This window comes from Luteibacter anthropi, from assembly GCF_011759365.1.
Classification (GTDB): domain Bacteria; phylum Pseudomonadota; class Gammaproteobacteria; order Xanthomonadales; family Rhodanobacteraceae; genus Luteibacter; species Luteibacter anthropi.
This window is the reverse complement of sequence record NZ_JAARLZ010000009.1, coordinates 118,183-132,741: the sequence shown is the minus strand read 5'-3', so window position 1 is coordinate 132,741 and position 14,559 is coordinate 118,183. Positions and strand designations below refer to the sequence as shown.

At 61.8% G+C, this 14,559-nt stretch carries 14 protein-coding genes and 1 tRNA gene; 10 read left to right on the top strand and 5 right to left on the bottom strand.

Annotated features, from left to right (window positions below; genetic code table 11):
• Positions 1 to 330 precede the first annotated feature (330 nt).
• The 3 genes from HBF25_RS16440 to HBF25_RS16430 all read left to right on the top strand — a co-directional run bounded on the left by HBF25_RS16440 (position 331) and on the right by HBF25_RS16430 (position 2,700).
• Positions 331 to 489, top strand: coding sequence for a hypothetical protein (locus HBF25_RS16440; protein ID WP_166950279.1), 159 nt, complete (start codon positions 331 to 333; stop codon positions 487 to 489).
• A 265-nt stretch (positions 490 to 754) separates the two neighbouring features.
• Positions 755 to 2,044, top strand: a complete 1,290-nt coding sequence (locus HBF25_RS16435) for a hypothetical protein (protein ID WP_166950278.1) — start codon at positions 755 to 757, stop codon at positions 2,042 to 2,044.
• Positions 2,045 to 2,358: 314 nt separating this feature from the next.
• Entirely contained in the window at positions 2,359 to 2,700 is a 342-nt protein-coding gene (locus HBF25_RS16430) for a hypothetical protein (protein ID WP_166950277.1), read from the top strand.
• Positions 2,701 to 3,538: 838 nt separating this feature from the next.
• On the opposite strand, the gene HBF25_RS16425 is transcribed toward HBF25_RS16430, so the two are convergent.
• Complete coding sequence (locus HBF25_RS16425) at positions 3,539 to 4,222, bottom strand: outer membrane protein (RefSeq protein WP_166950276.1); 684 nt, start codon at positions 4,220 to 4,222, stop codon at positions 3,539 to 3,541.
• 293 nt (positions 4,223 to 4,515) lie between these two features.
• Between HBF25_RS16425 and HBF25_RS16420 the strand changes: the two genes are divergently transcribed.
• The gene (locus tag HBF25_RS16420; RefSeq protein WP_166950275.1) at positions 4,516 to 6,411 is read left to right on the top strand and encodes a M61 family metallopeptidase; all 1,896 of its coding nucleotides are present in this window, start codon (positions 4,516 to 4,518) and stop codon (positions 6,409 to 6,411) included.
• Between the two features lie 31 nt (positions 6,412 to 6,442).
• On the opposite strand, the gene HBF25_RS16415 is transcribed toward HBF25_RS16420, so the two are convergent.
• Positions 6,443 to 6,898, bottom strand: a complete 456-nt coding sequence (locus HBF25_RS16415; RefSeq protein ID WP_166950274.1) for a hypothetical protein — start codon at positions 6,896 to 6,898, stop codon at positions 6,443 to 6,445.
• A gap of 84 nt (positions 6,899 to 6,982) precedes the next feature.
• Complete coding sequence (locus tag HBF25_RS16410) at positions 6,983 to 8,209, bottom strand: acyltransferase family protein (protein WP_166950273.1); 1,227 nt, start codon at positions 8,207 to 8,209, stop codon at positions 6,983 to 6,985.
• A 150-nt stretch (positions 8,210 to 8,359) separates the two neighbouring features.
• Between HBF25_RS16410 and HBF25_RS16405 the strand changes: the two genes are divergently transcribed.
• A complete protein-coding gene (locus HBF25_RS16405; RefSeq protein WP_166950272.1) occupies positions 8,360 to 9,265 on the top strand; it encodes a LytTR family DNA-binding domain-containing protein in 906 nt (301 codons plus the stop codon).
• Positions 9,266 to 9,275: 10 nt separating this feature from the next.
• Here the strand turns inward: HBF25_RS16405 and HBF25_RS16400 are convergent, their stop codons facing one another.
• Complete coding sequence (locus tag HBF25_RS16400; protein ID WP_166950271.1) at positions 9,276 to 10,220, bottom strand: aldo/keto reductase; 945 nt, start codon at positions 10,218 to 10,220, stop codon at positions 9,276 to 9,278.
• 76 nt (positions 10,221 to 10,296) lie between these two features.
• Here HBF25_RS16400 and HBF25_RS16395 point away from each other — a divergent pair, with 76 nt between their 5' ends.
• From HBF25_RS16395 to HBF25_RS16375, 5 genes are all read left to right on the top strand, one after another.
• On the top strand, positions 10,297 to 10,929 hold the full coding sequence (locus HBF25_RS16395) for a TetR/AcrR family transcriptional regulator (protein WP_166950270.1): 633 nt from the start codon (positions 10,297 to 10,299) through the stop codon (positions 10,927 to 10,929).
• 4 nt (positions 10,930 to 10,933) lie between these two features.
• Entirely contained in the window at positions 10,934 to 11,476 is a 543-nt protein-coding gene (gene mug, locus HBF25_RS16390; protein WP_166950269.1) for a G/U mismatch-specific DNA glycosylase, read from the top strand.
• 49 nt (positions 11,477 to 11,525) lie between these two features.
• Positions 11,526 to 11,602, top strand: a tRNA-Arg gene (locus tag HBF25_RS16385).
• 284 nt (positions 11,603 to 11,886) lie between these two features.
• Positions 11,887 to 12,201 carry a winged helix-turn-helix transcriptional regulator gene (locus HBF25_RS16380; protein WP_208392632.1) on the top strand — a complete coding sequence of 105 codons (315 nt, stop codon included), beginning with the start codon at positions 11,887 to 11,889 and terminating at the stop codon, positions 12,199 to 12,201.
• 208 nt (positions 12,202 to 12,409) lie between these two features.
• On the top strand, positions 12,410 to 13,300 hold the full coding sequence (locus tag HBF25_RS16375; protein WP_166950267.1) for an alpha/beta fold hydrolase: 891 nt from the start codon (positions 12,410 to 12,412) through the stop codon (positions 13,298 to 13,300).
• Positions 13,301 to 13,338: 38 nt separating this feature from the next.
• Here the strand turns inward: HBF25_RS16375 and HBF25_RS16370 are convergent, their stop codons facing one another.
• Positions 13,339 to 14,556 carry an FtsX-like permease family protein gene (locus tag HBF25_RS16370; RefSeq protein WP_166950266.1) on the bottom strand — a complete coding sequence of 406 codons (1,218 nt, stop codon included), beginning with the start codon at positions 14,554 to 14,556 and terminating at the stop codon, positions 13,339 to 13,341.
• Between the last annotated feature and the right edge of the window lie 3 nt (positions 14,557 to 14,559).

Here is a 14,559-nt window from a genome sequence, read left to right as displayed (position 1 = left end):
GCGCGCGACCGTCACGAAGCGAAAGCCCGACACAACGAGCACGCCATGAAAGACACCACCCCCCCCCCACCGGATTCTGGAAGACGACGACGCCTCCACCGACGCGCTCCTCAACGAAAACCACGAATGGCTCGCCTACGCACGCGGCACCGCCAGCCTGCTGGCGGAATGGGCTAGCGAAGGCGGCGACGAAGGCAACGGCAACGAACTGTCGCTGGCCCTGGGCGGCATCGCCGCGCTCGTCGCCATCGGTGACCTCTGCATCCGTCGCGCTCACACGCAGGTGCTGTTCGATGGCCCTTTGTCGCGCGTGGCCAGCGAGGTGACACCATGATGGGCATCGAAGTGATCCAGATCACCCTGGCGCTACTGTTGATGCTGATCATCGTACTGGTCTTCATCGACCGTCGCCGCCTTTGCGTGCGCCGTTGTCGCATTGCTGGCACTTCAACACCTGATGATCCAGGTATGGATTCATCCGCAGCGTGAGACGGCGTTTCTGGTGTTTCGCGCTGCTATGTTTGGCATGGGTTTTGCGACATCCGCCGCCGTGGCGTTCTGGGTGATTTTCCGCTGGCACATTTGATGCTTCCCCTGCATAAACGGCAAATGCCATGCGAAAGCGGAATGCCTGGCGCATATGGCTGATAAGAAAAACGATTTAGTTTTTACCTATAACTAATGAGATACATCCGCCGGGAATGTTCGGGGAATAACGTGCGATCGACAATGTCGTCGTTGCACGGGGCTGGTCATGAAATCGATCAACAGTAGATACGCAGGTTGTGTGCTCGCAGTGATCATCAGTGCCGTAGCGCCGCACGCCAGAGCAGGAGTCACTACCAATCTAGGCCATATATCAGGGGCGCAATGTGTGGCGGTGGACATCAACGATACCGGTACGGCGGCGGGCGTTTGCACACCTGGCAGTGTCAATCTGCCTACGGTTCCATGGATCGCTATGGCAGGTGCGGAGGTATCGCTGACGGTACCGGTGGCGGGAAAAGCCTGCGGCGTTTCTGGCATTTCCAATTCAGGATCCGTGATAGGCCAATGTGATTACGGAAACAACCAGTTCTATGCCGTGACATGGGCCGGTTCAGGTGCCTCACCACTGAAACTGGCTCCGCTGTCGGGACTGCTTGGTCTGGCGTCCGATGTTTCTTCCAGGGCGACGGCTTATAACGATCAGGGATTCGTCGGCGGACAGAGTGTAGGAGCGGCACCCGCGGTGAACTCGACCGCTGTTGTGTGGGCGCCCAACAGTGCCACAGCCACACAGGTATCAAGTGCGGGCGACAACTGCGTTCTCTCTGATGTGCAGTCAGGAGGGAGCGGTAATCCCACGGTGGTTGTCAATTGTCCGACAACGCCGTTGTTGGGTACCACCATCACCAATCAGCCGAAGGTAGCCACGTGGACGGGAGTGGGGTACACCATGACCGTCCTGCCGAACCCTCCCTTGCCCGCAGGTGCGCCACCGGCCAATGTAGAGCAATGCATGGCATCGAGCATCAATGCCTCTGGACAGGTACTCGGCACGTGTCGTTATGATGCGCCGCCTCGTAGCCGGGCCGTGCGGTGGAGTGGTTCGCCGCTGGTCGGCCAGGCGCTTACCCTAGCCGCCGGGGGGAATCCGGTTTTGACGGTCGGGGCCGCCATGAATGACGCTGGGCACGTCGTCTATGCCTATCAGGATGTCAACGGTAAATCGGGCGTTGGGTACTGGGAACCTGGCACAGGAAAGCAATTGCTCGTTCCCCGGATTTCGCCCGGTGGCCCTGGCGTCCAGGCGAATAGCATCGTGCTCGCTGGATTTGGCAGCAATGACCGCATTGTGATCAATGGGGAAACGGGGGACGGTCACATCGCCGCGGCCTCCATTGATCCAACGTCTGCATCACCCTCCCTGATTGTCGAGCCGCTTCTCAGTGGCGGATCCAATGAGATAGCTACCGCCGTGTCGAAGAGTGGTGCAGTGGCTGCGGGCAGTGCAGATGATGGTACGCACGAAAGCAACGCTGTCGTGTATTCCCTTCCATAGTCTCCTCATGAGGGGCGTGAGAAGTTGCCGTCAGTGCGCTTGGTTAGTACATGGATGCAGCATCGTTTCGGTGAGGGTCCCTTTCTTTCATCGGTGCGCCTCCAAGGGTCTTGGTGCGGTGTCGATGGCTTGGGCACTTATGCCGTTGGCGCTGCGGATGATTCAAGGCATACGAGCAACGCGGTGATTACGCTGCTTTCGTGACACTTGTATCGTGGTAGGGAATCTTATTGCAGTTACCTCACGACGAGGGTCTTGCTCGTCATGAATGAGAAATCATGAAATAGCGTTCGATACTTTGACGAGGTGACACCATGAGTACGTTGCCGGAATATGTTTCAAGTAGAAGGATGTTCGCAGCTTTGTTGGCGATTATCCTGCTTTCATCGATGACTTCCGTAGTTTTTGGACGAGATGTTTCGAAAGCAATCGCAGGGCCAGGGGAGAAGTACGTCAACCTCTATGGATGGAGACAAGGAACGAGGCCCTATTCAGGAGACTACGTCGCGGCAGACAAGTTTTCGGGTGGTGTTTCTGACCTTGCATGGCATGATCAAGATACTGTCGGTTTATTTCGAGATGCAATTGCACCTGATCTGAAGATTCGTCGTTTTGATCGCGCTGTTGGAAATGTAAATTACTATGTACTTTGGTAATGCGAGATAAGAAGTTGATTGGATGTTTACCGTAATTATTGCGCTGGTGTCGCTCTTTTGGTGAGCATGTGTCCGTCGCCGACTTTCGCGAGGCCGGCGACATTGATCTCGCTGTGCGCGATTGAAAATTCCTTCGAGGGCACGATTGATGATGGTTCGTCGATCTGGATCCATGAGCTTTTGGATTATTTAAAAAGCAAGAAATGTCAATGTGACTTTCTTTGCTGTCAGCTGAAATTATTGCGATAGTGCCATGCGTCCTTTCGAGTTAAGAGATGTTGGTGCGGATAGCTGGGTAGGTCATAATCGGGTCAGCCAGTATGCGCATTAGTCGCGTTACGCGGCTTAGGCGGAGGTGTGGAATCCAGAGGCCATCCACATCGCGCGCATCTTCGCTGACTGCCAGGGATGCTGCGGCGTCTTCGAAGAGACGGAGGGTGTGATGGGTATGGGTTTGGGAAAGGCCCGATCGGCATATTCGATCGCAGTTCTCTTGCTTGCGTTGACGATGTTATTTCCGCCATTCAGCGTTAAGGCAAGAGGCATCGCCCCCTGCCCTGGGGGCGTTATCGACCATTTGGTACCAGAGCATCCTGAGCCCGGATGGTCATGGGATTATCGTGCCCATGACGGACCAAGCCGTGTCTGGGAAACCAGGGGAATTGTTACGTACAGTACGCAAATCAATGTGCGTCCAGAATGTGATCCCATGTATCAGAAGGCGGACGCTTTGAATGCGCTTTATGACAGTTTGTATCCGGGCTGGCGATATAAGCAGCTTTTTGGATGGTAAAGCGGCATCCCGTTGATCGACGCGATGCCGCTTCCTATGTTCGTCTTACCAGAACCGATATTCGGCGGTCAGGCCAACCAGGTTCACGTGGGCCGTCTTGCCGTTGTCGCCCTTGCCATTGGGCTTGAACGTATAACGATCGAACGTTAATGCCAGACCGATGTTCTCGCTGAAGTCGTAACCCACGCCGATGCCACCGTAGATACGGTTATCGAACGAGGTATGACGATAGCGCACCGTGTTGTCGTAGACCTGGATATAGCTGTATTCCTCGCTGCCTTCGGAGCGGGTGCGAAGGTGCGCCACGCCCAGGTGTGCGGTGAGGCGAAGGTCATACGGGAGATCCCACTTGCCATTGACGCCGATGACGATGGCATCGCTCCTGGTTTCTTCGCGCAGGGCGTAATGCGTGGAAAGTCCACCGCGATCGTTACGCCACGTGGCCTTGCCAAGATTCACATACCCAGCTTCCACGCCAAGCGAGAAGGGGCGCGACACCACCCAGCGATAGCCGCCGAGTATGCCGAAGCCGGTGCTGCTGCGATCTTCTTTTTTGTAGTTCGCGTCGCTCGTCGGGCGATGGTCGATATCGAAGCGCGATGCGCCGGTCGTCACCGAGATGAAGGGACCTGTCTGCGAAACAGAGGCGGACGACGATTCAGCCGTGGCGGCGAGCGGTGCGGCGAGCAGCACGGCAGCGATGGCCGTGCGGAGCATGGTGTTGTGCATGTTGGTTCCTTGATCCCTAGAAGTCCTGATCCCGTCGCCGGTCTGCATGCTGGCCGGGCGCAGTATTATATGAATCCTGCGATATAGCCGCAGGGCATATCCGCATGCCGTCGTGGAAACCTGCGAACACGTTCTCCTTTCCTGACAAGGGCCATTCCGCCCACCCGTGACCTCTGGCATAGGGCCTCTCCCTGAACGAGAGCTAGCATCGGTGTCTTGCGCAATCCACAGGGGAGCGCGCCGATTTGCTCGCAAGGACGGCCGGGCGCCCATTTGTTTTCCGGGAGACTGTAGTGAAATCCACCCTTCTTGCCTCCGCGCTGCTGGCCGCCCTGGCCGGTGTCGGCGCTACCGCCGTCCGCGCGGACGACGTTCCGCCCATCCAGGACGCGCCGTTCAACGGCACCCTGAAGCTCAACGTCGACGCCACTGATCTCGACCGCCGCATCATCCGCGTCAAGGAATCCATTCCCGCGCAGGCCGGTCCGCTGACCCTGCTGTTCCCGGAGTGGATCCCGGGCCACCATTCGCCCACGGGCCCGATCGACCAGTTCGCCGGCCTCATCGTGCATGCCGGTGGCAAGCGCATCGAATGGAAGCGCGACGAGTACAACGTCTATGCCTTCCACATCGACGTGCCGGCCGGTGCCACCCAGGTCGACGTGGAATTCCAAACCCTCACGCCGCAGGACCCGCGCCAGGGCCGCATCGTGATGACGAACGACATCGTCAACGTGCAGTGGAACCAGGTGGCGCTGTACCCGGCGGGTTACCGCGCCGACAAGGTGCAGGTGGAGCCGTCGGTGAAGCTGCCGGCCGGTTTCCAGTTCGGCACCGCGCTCGAGCAGTCCAGCAAGGACGGGGACACCGTCACCTTCAAGGCCATCGACTTCGACAACCTCGTCGATTCGCCGATCTTCGCCGGTCGCTACTTCAAGCGCGTGGACCTCGATCCCAATGGTCGCTCGCCGGTGCACCTGAATATCGTGGCCGACAATGCCAAGTCGCTGGAGATCAAGCCCGAGGCGCTGGAGATCCACCGCAAGCTCGTCCAGCAGATGGACAAGCTCTACGGCGCGCGCCACTACAACCACTACGACTTTCTGCTGGCGCTCACCACCCAGCTCGGCGGCATCGGTCTCGAGCACCATCGCTCGTCCGAGAACAGCGCTGCACCGGGCTACTTCACCGAATGGGACAAGAACTGGCTCGGTCGCGACCTGCTCGCCCACGAGTACAACCACTCCTGGGACGGCAAGTATCGTCGCGGTGCCGATCTCGCCACGCCGAGCTTCAACGTGCCGATGGGCGACAGCCTGTTGTGGGTGTACGAAGGCCAGACGCAGTTCTGGGGCAATGTGGTGGCCGCGCGTGCGGGCCTTGTCTCGCAGGACCAGGCGCGCGAACTGCTCGCCTTTGTCGCCGCCACGTATGACCAGGGTCGCCCGGGCCTGTCCTGGCGCACCATCGGCGACACCACGAACGATCCGACCATCGCCCAGCGTCGTCCGCTCTCGTACCGCAACTACCAGATGAGCGAAGACTACTATTCGGGCGGCCAGATGATCTGGCTCGACGTGGACACCAAGCTGCGTGAGCTCACGAAGAACAAGCGCTCGCTCGACGATTTCGCCAAGGCATTCTTCGGCATGAAGGACGGCGACTGGAAGGTCAATCCGTACACCTTCGACGACGTGGCCAGCACGCTCAACGGCATCGCGCCGTACGACTGGGCTACCTACCTGAAGGATCGCGTCTACGGCCACAAGGGCGACATCGAAGGCATCGAGCGCGGCGGCTGGAAGCTGGTCTACAACGACAAGCCCTCCGACGTGGTGAAGATGTTCGAGTCCAAGCGGGGCTACACCGATCTCACCTACTCGGCAGGCTTTGCAGTGTCGGCCAAGGGTGACATCTCCGACGTGCGCTGGGATGGTCCGGCCTTCAATGCCGGCCTCTCGCCGGGCATGCACATCGTGGCGGTGAACAACAAGGAATTCAGCGGCGACGTGCTGAAGGATGCCGTCACCGATGCGAAGACCGGCAAGGCCCCGATCGAACTGCTGGTGAAGAACTTCGACCAGTACAAGACGATCAAGGTGGACTACCACGAAGGCCTGAAGTACCCGCACCTCGAGCGCGACAAGAGCAAGCCCGACTGGCTGGGCGAGTTGTACAAGACCAGGTAAGAAAAAAGGGCGCCTGAGGGCGCCCTTTTTTTCAGCGGCTGACGATCGACACGCGCCGGATCACCAGCTTGCCGCGCAGCTTCTCAAACCGGATCTCATTGGCCAGCGGATCGTGCGGCGGTTCGTCGGGGAAGGGGCACACCAGCACGCCATCGCGCACGCCCCGGCGGATGGTCACCACCGGTCCGCGCTGGTGGTTGCGGTAGAAGGCCACCAGCTCGGCGTCCTGTTCCAGCCCTTCGCTGGAGTACTGGAGCACGAACTGGCATTCGCCTTCGCCCAGCTCCATCAGCATGTCCAGCGAGCCCTGGTCATCGAGCTTTGCCACCAGCTGGGTGGCTTCTCCGGCATCGTGGGTCAGGGCGAGGCAGTCGTCCTGGGTACCGGTCCAGCGGGTATAGCGGGTCGCGACCATGCCGTGGCCGATGTTCTCGGCGGTCGTGAAGTTCTCGTCGTAGTGGTTAAGCCAGCACTGGTCCATCTGCACCCCCGCCCGGGAGCTCCTTCAACACCTGGGAGCTGATCATCGCTCGCCGAACGTTAAGGGGATGAATGCCCGGTGTCATGGGAATCATGGCGAACTTGCGACACCTCCGACGGGCAGGGTGGCAGGGGAGGCTTTCGGACGTTTCAGCCCGAACAGGGGACGCAGGAAGCCCACCCGGCGGATGCCGTATTCATGGAGGATGTGGCAGCCGGCAACGGTGCCGCCCAGCACCATGGCCGGCTCCAGCCAGGGGCCCAGGGACAGCGGCTTGAGCAGGAAGATCAACAGGATGATCAGGCTCTGGTGGAGCATGTACCAGGGGTACACCGCCTCGGTGCAGTAGGGCAGCCAGCGGAAAGGCCGGTCGAGCCAGACCTTGCCCCAGCCCAGGATCGTCAGCAGGGCCACCCACAGGTAGAGACACTGGGAGCCATGGGAGATCGCCGTCCATACCGCGCCGGGCACCTGCTGCGCCCAGGCCGGCGGATGATCGCCCACCTTCATGCTCAGGTAGCGCAGGCCCAGGTAGACCGTGACCGAGGCCAGCGCGATCACCAGCGTGCTGCGACGGGCCGCCACCACGCGGTCCCAGAACGACGCTTCCCGGGCCAGCAGGTAGCCGGACAGGAACACGGTGGCGTACTTCGCATGCTGGAACCAGTCGCCGAAGAAGGCGTTGGTGGGCGGGAACCGCGGCGCCAGCACCCACAGGTAAAGCACCTGCAAGGCGGCCGGAACGCCCAGCAGCACCCAGGCCGGCGAGCGGGCGAAGCGACCCACGGCCCAGTGCACGGCAGGCCGGTTCAGCAGGGGCATCAGGAGCACCAGGCCCACGGTGTAGGTCCACAGGTATTGCAGGTACCACAGGTGGTTCCAGGTGATTCCGTATTCCCAGCCGGAGAAGCTGCCCCTCGGCCAGGGATGCACCTGCCAGTAGGCCACCAGAAATCGCCAGAACCCCGGCTGCAGGTGCCCGCTGGCCACGCCCTCGCAATAGGGCTGGATGGGCACCACCACGAACATGCCGAAGAACAGCGGCAGCAGGAGTCGCCACGCCCGCTCGCGGGTGAAGCGGAGCAGCCGTCCTTCCGGGGCGGCCAGCGCGATGGCGATGCCGGAGATCAGGAACAGCAGGCTCATCCGCCAGCGATTGAGGAAGATCATCGGCCATTGCAGCCACTCGGCCGTGTAGTTGCTTTTGATATGGAAGCCCCAGTCCCCCACGTAGACCATGCCCGTGTGGTACAGGATCAGGAAGGCAAAGGCGAAGACGCGCAGGGCGTCGATGTCGTAACGGCGTGTCCGGTCCATGTGTGTCCCCTGAGTAGCGGGGCCACGATGCGCGCCGGGCCGGCCGCATCGCCAGCGGCAGGGGGCGGAATCCGCCCTCCCTGGGACGAACGGTGGGCACGGAGTGACGAAGGCCAACGGCCCCCGCTGCCGTGCCGGTAGCATAGGGACATGACTTCGACGCCCCTCCCGCCCGGCCACGACCTGGCACGCGACCATCGCCGCCGCCGCTGGTTCGTGGTGGCCTTCTGGCTGGTGCTCTTTGGCAGCTCAGCGGTCAGCGGCACCATCACCAATGGCATCGATGCCGAGCGCTACCACGTGGCCTTCGCCGCCTGGCAGCTCGCCACGTTCGAGTTCAGCAGCGCGGTGGTGTCGCTGCTGGCACTGCCCTTTCTTCTGATCGCCTGCGACCGCTGGCCCCTGCATGCGGATACGTGGCGTCGCCGCCTGCCGCTTTATTTTCTCGGTAGCGTGGCCTGGTGCGCATTCCATGTGACCGGCATGAACCTCATCCGCATGGGTGTGTTTCACCTCAAGGGCATGCAGTACGACCCGGGCAGCATCGGCCTGCTGGCGATCTACGAATACCTGAAGGACGTGCGCACCTTCTTCATGATCGTGGCCGTGGAACATCTGGTGGAGTGGTTCGGCCGTCGGCTGAAAGGTGAGGCGAGCCTGCTCGCCGCGCCGGAGGAAGGTCCGCCGGTGGAGCCGGTGGACCGCCCCGAGCGTTTTCTCGTTCGCAAGCTAGGCCAGGATTTCCTCGTGGCCACGGCCGACATCGAATGGGCGCAGGCCTCGGGCAACTACGTCAACCTGCGTGTGCGCGGACGCGACTATCCGCTACGCAGCACCCTCGCCGCGCTGGAAGCACGGCTTGATCCGGCGCTGTTCGTCCGCGTGCATCGCAGCTACGTGGTGCGGCTGGCGCAGGTCACCTCGATCGAGCCGCTGGATGCAGGCGATGCACGCCTGCACATGGCCGACGGCTCGCAGTTGCCATGCAGCCGCCGTTACCGGGAAAGCCTGCGCGCCGCCGCGACCGGTGCCGAGCCTCTGGCGGCCCGGGCCTGAGCCGGGAGGCTCAGGCCGTCTTGCGTGGAATGAAACCCGGCACGCCGGTATTCACCACGTTGTTCATGCGCACCCGCATGGTGATGCCGTCGCGCATGTCGTGCATGGCATCGTCGGGCAGGGGGGCGATGCCGATGTTTTCCGCGATATGCGCGGAACTCGTCGAGGTGGTCAGGAAGGCCGTTCCGCGCTGCGCGGCCCACGACAAGGCGACCTGCGCCGGCGTCATGCCCGTATGTTCCGCGATACGGCAGATCGTGGCGTCCTCGGTGATGCGCGGTTCCATGCCGTGACCCAGCGGCGCAAAGGCCAGCAGCACGATGCCGTGCAACTGGCAGAACTCAAGCATCTCCCATTCCGGCAGGTAGGGATGGCATTCGATCTGCACCACGGATGGCTTGATCCGCGCGCCTGCGACGATCTCCTTTAGTTTGTCGAGCGTGATGTCCGACAGACCGATGGCGCGACACTTGCCCTTGTCCACCAGCTGCTCCATCGCGTGCCAGGTGTCGAGCAGGGTCACCCCGGTGTCGTAGACCGGCTGGCCGTGTTCGTCGCGTGGGTCCTGCTCGTCACCTGGCTGGAAGGCGAACGGCGTATGGATGAGGTACGCGTCCACATAGGCGATGCCCAGCCGCTCCAGGCTGGCGTCCAGCGCGGGCTCCACCCGCTCCGGGCGGTGGTTCGTGTTCCATAGCTTAGTGGTGACGAAGAGATCCTTCCGGCGCACCACGCCGGAGGCCATCGCCTCGGCGAAGGCGCAGCCCACGATGGCCTCGTTTCGGTAGCGCTCGGCACAGTCGAAATGCCGGTAGCCCGCCTCCAGCGCCAGCTTGAACGCCTGCCGTGCCCGGCCGCCGTCGGCGATGAGGGTGCCAAAACCCACGGCCGGCATCTGGCCGTCGCCGTGGTTGAGCGTAATCCGGGTGTCCCGCAGGGACGGGGAGGCGTGCATGGTGAAGTACTCCGGCAGATAATTTTGTTCGGACTCGGATAATATTCCTGCCGAGAAGCGGAGGTCCAGTATTTTTATGCCGAACAGAACAAAAATTGATGCGACGGAGAAACGCCCCCGGGGCCGGCCAAAGGCCTACGACCCCCAGGCCGCCCTCGCGCAGGCCACCGAAGCGTTCTGGAAGGCGGGCTACGCCGGCACCTCGCTGGATGACATCGCCAGCGCTACCGGCATGAACCGCCCCAGCCTGCGCGCGGCCTTCGGCGACAAGCGCGACCTCTACCTGCGGACGCTGGCCGATTACTGGGCCCGCAAGTTCGAGCTGATGCACAAAGCGCTGGACGGCGACGAATGCCTGACGGACAGCCTGATGAAGGTCTACGAGGCGTCGCTTGCCGTCTATTTCATGGGCGATGGACCGGCGCGCGGCTGCTTCGTGGTCGGCACGGCGATCACCGAAGCCAACAGCGATCCGGATGTGCAACGCATGGTGGCCGATGGCTTCCGCACGCTGGATGCCTGTTTCGAGAAGCGCCTCACACGTGCCGTGGCCGAAGGCGAACTGCCTGAGGGCAGCGACGCGGTCACGCTGGCGCTGCTGGCCACCGCGACCATGCACAGCATCGCCGTGCGCGCGCGCACCGGCACCCCGCGCGCGGAACTGCGAGCCATGGCCCGCCGCGCCGTGGACACGATCTGCGGCGGGTGAGCGCATGACGGAAAGCCTGCCCGATATCGCCACGCGGGGACTGGATGTCATCTTCTGCGGCATCAACCCGGGCCTGTCGGCCGCGGCGTCGGGACATCACTTCGTCGGGCACAGCAACCGCTTCTGGCGGGTGCTGCATCTGGCGGGCTTTACCCCTCATCAGCTGCGCGCCGAAGAAGATCGCTCGATCCTCAGCTATGGATATGGCCTGACGACCGTCGCGGGCCGCCCCACGGCGGGTGTCGCCGATCTGTCAGCAATGGAAATCGCAGCTGACGCCGAAGCATTCCGCCAACGGATCGCGTCATACGCGCCGGGATACGTCGCCTTTCTGGGCAAGATGGCCTACGCGGCGCTGTCGGGGACGCGCGACCTGGCATGGGGCGCACAGCCCGGGCTGCTGGAAGGCGCCCGTGTCTGGGTACTGCCCAATCCCAGCGGGCGCAACCGCGCCTTCTCACTCAATGCCCTGGTCGAGGCTTACCGCCAGCTGCGCGATGAGCTACACGCGGCGGATGCCCCGCCTGACGGACACCCGCAAGCATGAGGCTAGGCCGCCGCCCCCATTCCCGCTACAATCCCCGTTCGCTTCATCAGCGCCCGTAGCTCAGCCGGATAGAGTAGTGGCTTCCGAAGCCATTGGTCGGGGGTTCGAATCCCTCCGGGCGCGCCAGCTTCCCAAAACCCCGCCACGCGGGGTTTTTTATTGCCCGACATCCTCTGTAGGAGCGCGCCTCGCGCGCGACGGTCATGGCGACCACCTGACCCGACGCCGACCCACGCAACGTGCCACGCCCGGTATCCACGATGCCGCTAGACTTGCCGCATCAATAGCGCAAGCCAGGTTGCGCCGATGCACACGAGGATGTCGCCATGTCATGCCAGGTAGATCCGCTTTTTTTCGCAGACTGCGCAGCCCGTTCGTTCTTCGATCAGGTGGCCAACAAATGGTCGGTGATGATCCTCACCATCCTCACGGACAGGCCGACACGATTCAACGAAATGCGCAGGCGCATGGAAGGCATCACGCACAAGGCTCTTACCGAAGCGTTGCGGCGCATGGAGCGCAACGGGCTCATTACACGCGCAGTGCTGGCGACTTCACCGGTAGCCGTCGAGTACGCCATCACCGAGCTGGGTCGTACGTTGCAGGTGCCCTTCGGCGCCGTCTACGAGTGGTCGATCCATCATCTGCATGAAATCGAACAGGCGCGCGCCACCTATGATGGGCGATCTATCGATCAAGTACATTTATCCCCAGACGTTGATTAAAGCGATCTTCCACCAGGATATGCCAGCGCAATGCTGGTTATCCGCCGCTGAATCCGGGTGGCGATATACATGAGTATATCTAGGCACCTTAAGTTGCGTAATTGACGCTGGATATCGTGCCCATATCATTTTGTCCTGGCCCATTTCATCAAGCCATGATGTCTCGCAGCGATCTCGAAGAGACGCCGTCACACACCAGGACACCCTCATGAGCACCCGTGAATTCGATAAGGATCGCCGCCACCTGATAAAGCTCGCCGGCATCGCGGCAGCGGCTGCAACGATAGGCATAAACCCCACGCAAGCAATCGGGACGCCGAGCTCGCATCCAAGGCTGTTCTTTACGGACGTTGGCAAGGGCACCAACGTCCTGCTTCTGCACGGATGGACATGCGACTCACACGACTGGAGCTGGCAGCTTCCGTTGCTCGAATCAAAATATCGCGTGGTTGCCGTGGATCTCAGGGGCCACGGTCGTTCCGATGTTCCGCCTTCAGGAGCATATAACCCATCGGACTACGTGGGTGATGTCGAACGGCTTATCTCCAGTCGTTATCCTGGCGAAAAATTCGTCGTGATCGGTCACTCGATGGGAGGGCAGATCGGCGCCCGCCTGGCGGCAAAGCGACCCGACCTGGTGCGTGCACTGGTGTCCATTGACGGCGCCCTAGGCTTTTCCGACGAGGTGGGGATGTTGTTTGCAAAGGCTGCTCGCGCCCTTGTGAGCGGTGATCCCGCCGTCGTCGTGCCTGCGTTCCTCCGGCCGGTCTACGACAAGCATACCAACCCGGCATGGAAGCGCTGGCATGCGCGGCGTGTGCAGGGCATGCCGATGCACGTGGTGCGCGAATCCTTCGGTCCGCTTTTCGTTGGCCCGGCGCAGGTGGGCGTGGGTGAGGCCAGCGGGGAATTCTGCAAGACCCTGAAGGTACCGGTATACCACTTATGCCGCGACCCCGTGCAGGCGGATCGCATGCGTCCATGGTTCACGGCAGACGGATCGAAGGTGGATGTATGGACCGATGCAGGTCACTGGATCATGCAGGACCGCGTCGATGACGTTAATCATGCGATTACTCAGTGGATCGATACCCTGTAGTGCGCAGGCGTGAGGGCGCGCTGCCCCGGTCCGGCGGTTCAGCGGTTACGTGTCGCCACGGCCGGCGCCACGGATGCGGCCCGTCGCGCGGGCCAGAACACCGAGCATTGACCGAGTACCCACAGGCCAACGGCGCTTATGGCGGGGTAATACCACGGAAGCACGGGTACCTCGTATCGTCCCGTCAGTACGTGATTGATGCCGAAGGCCATGACAGTGCCTGCGATGACGCCGGCGCTTGCCAGCATGAAGTTCTCAAGCTGGAAGTAATTCAGTATCTGCCGGCGGGTGGCCCCCAGGGCTCGCCGCACCCCGATCTGGCGGGTGCGTTGCTGGACCCAGAAGCTGGCAAGGCCCACGATACCCAGCGCGGTCACGGCCAGCAGCGCGGCGCACACGGCGACCAGAAGCCAGATGACCGAGCGATCCCTGCTGTAGAAATCGTCACGCATGTGGCTGACCGTCTGCCGTGCATCGATGACGCGATTGGGGTTTGCCTTCAGCAGTGCCGTCTCCGCTGCCTTGAGTACTTCTTCTCTGTACGAAGGGTGGGTGCGAAGCAGATAGTTGCCCTCCGCCACGCGCACCGGAAAGATCATGGTTTCATCGCTGCGCATGAAGTTGTTGCCATTGCCCGGTGCCAGCAGTCGATCGATCACGCCGACAACGCGAATGGGGCTGTCTCCCCACGCATAGATCTGCTTGCCGACGGCTTCATCTCCGTGGAACAGGCGCAAGGCCAGTGCCTTGCTGAGGATCACGGAAGGAATGGATACGCCGGAGTCAGGTGCGTTCAGTACGCTGTACTCGATGTATTCGTCGGGCCCGAACGTACGCCCTTCCACCAGCTGCAGGCCCAGGGTCTTCAGCATGGAGCCGTCGTCCATGTAGTTGGAGGCGTGCAGGTCGGGTTGCGGCTGGTCGCGGCTGAGGGACACGCCGGATGCCCACACGCCGCTACCGAAAGGTACCTGATTGATGCTCGTCACCGACGTCACGTGGGCGATGGAAGCCAGGGCCGCGAGATCCTCCCGCCGCATGGCGCCGGGCGAGCGGCCCGTGGATAGGTCGGTAACGGCGATGTTGACCAGCTGATCCTCGTCCACGCCGCTGGCCCGGGACATGTGCTGCGCATGGCCGGCAATAATGAAGATGGCATTGCACAGCACAGCACAACTGAGTGCCACTTCCAGGATCATCAGCAAGGGGACGGTCTTGTGCCGGAGCAGGGCGGAAAGAATGGGGCGGAATTCCACGAC

What these genes read in the sequence shown, in the direction of transcription:
- HBF25_RS16440 (WP_166950279.1), top strand. Translation starts at nt 331, where the DNA reads ATGATGGGCATCGAAGTGATCCAGATCACCCTGGCGCTACTGTTGATG.
- HBF25_RS16435 (WP_166950278.1), top strand. Translation starts at nt 755, where the DNA reads ATGAAATCGATCAACAGTAGATACGCAGGTTGTGTGCTCGCAGTGATC.
- HBF25_RS16430 (WP_166950277.1), top strand. Translation starts at nt 2,359, where the DNA reads ATGAGTACGTTGCCGGAATATGTTTCAAGTAGAAGGATGTTCGCAGCT.
- HBF25_RS16425 (WP_166950276.1), bottom strand. Translation starts at nt 4,222, where the DNA reads ATGCACAACACCATGCTCCGCACGGCCATCGCTGCCGTGCTGCTCGCC.
- HBF25_RS16410 (WP_166950273.1), bottom strand. Translation starts at nt 8,209, where the DNA reads ATGGACCGGACACGCCGTTACGACATCGACGCCCTGCGCGTCTTCGCC.
- HBF25_RS16405 (WP_166950272.1), top strand. Translation starts at nt 8,360, where the DNA reads ATGACTTCGACGCCCCTCCCGCCCGGCCACGACCTGGCACGCGACCAT.
- HBF25_RS16400 (WP_166950271.1), bottom strand. Translation starts at nt 10,220, where the DNA reads ATGCACGCCTCCCCGTCCCTGCGGGACACCCGGATTACGCTCAACCAC.
- HBF25_RS16395 (WP_166950270.1), top strand. Translation starts at nt 10,297, where the DNA reads ATGCCGAACAGAACAAAAATTGATGCGACGGAGAAACGCCCCCGGGGC.
- mug (WP_166950269.1), top strand. Translation starts at nt 10,934, where the DNA reads ATGACGGAAAGCCTGCCCGATATCGCCACGCGGGGACTGGATGTCATC.
- HBF25_RS16380 (WP_208392632.1), top strand. Translation starts at nt 11,887, where the DNA reads ATGATCCTCACCATCCTCACGGACAGGCCGACACGATTCAACGAAATG.
- HBF25_RS16375 (WP_166950267.1), top strand. Translation starts at nt 12,410, where the DNA reads ATGAGCACCCGTGAATTCGATAAGGATCGCCGCCACCTGATAAAGCTC.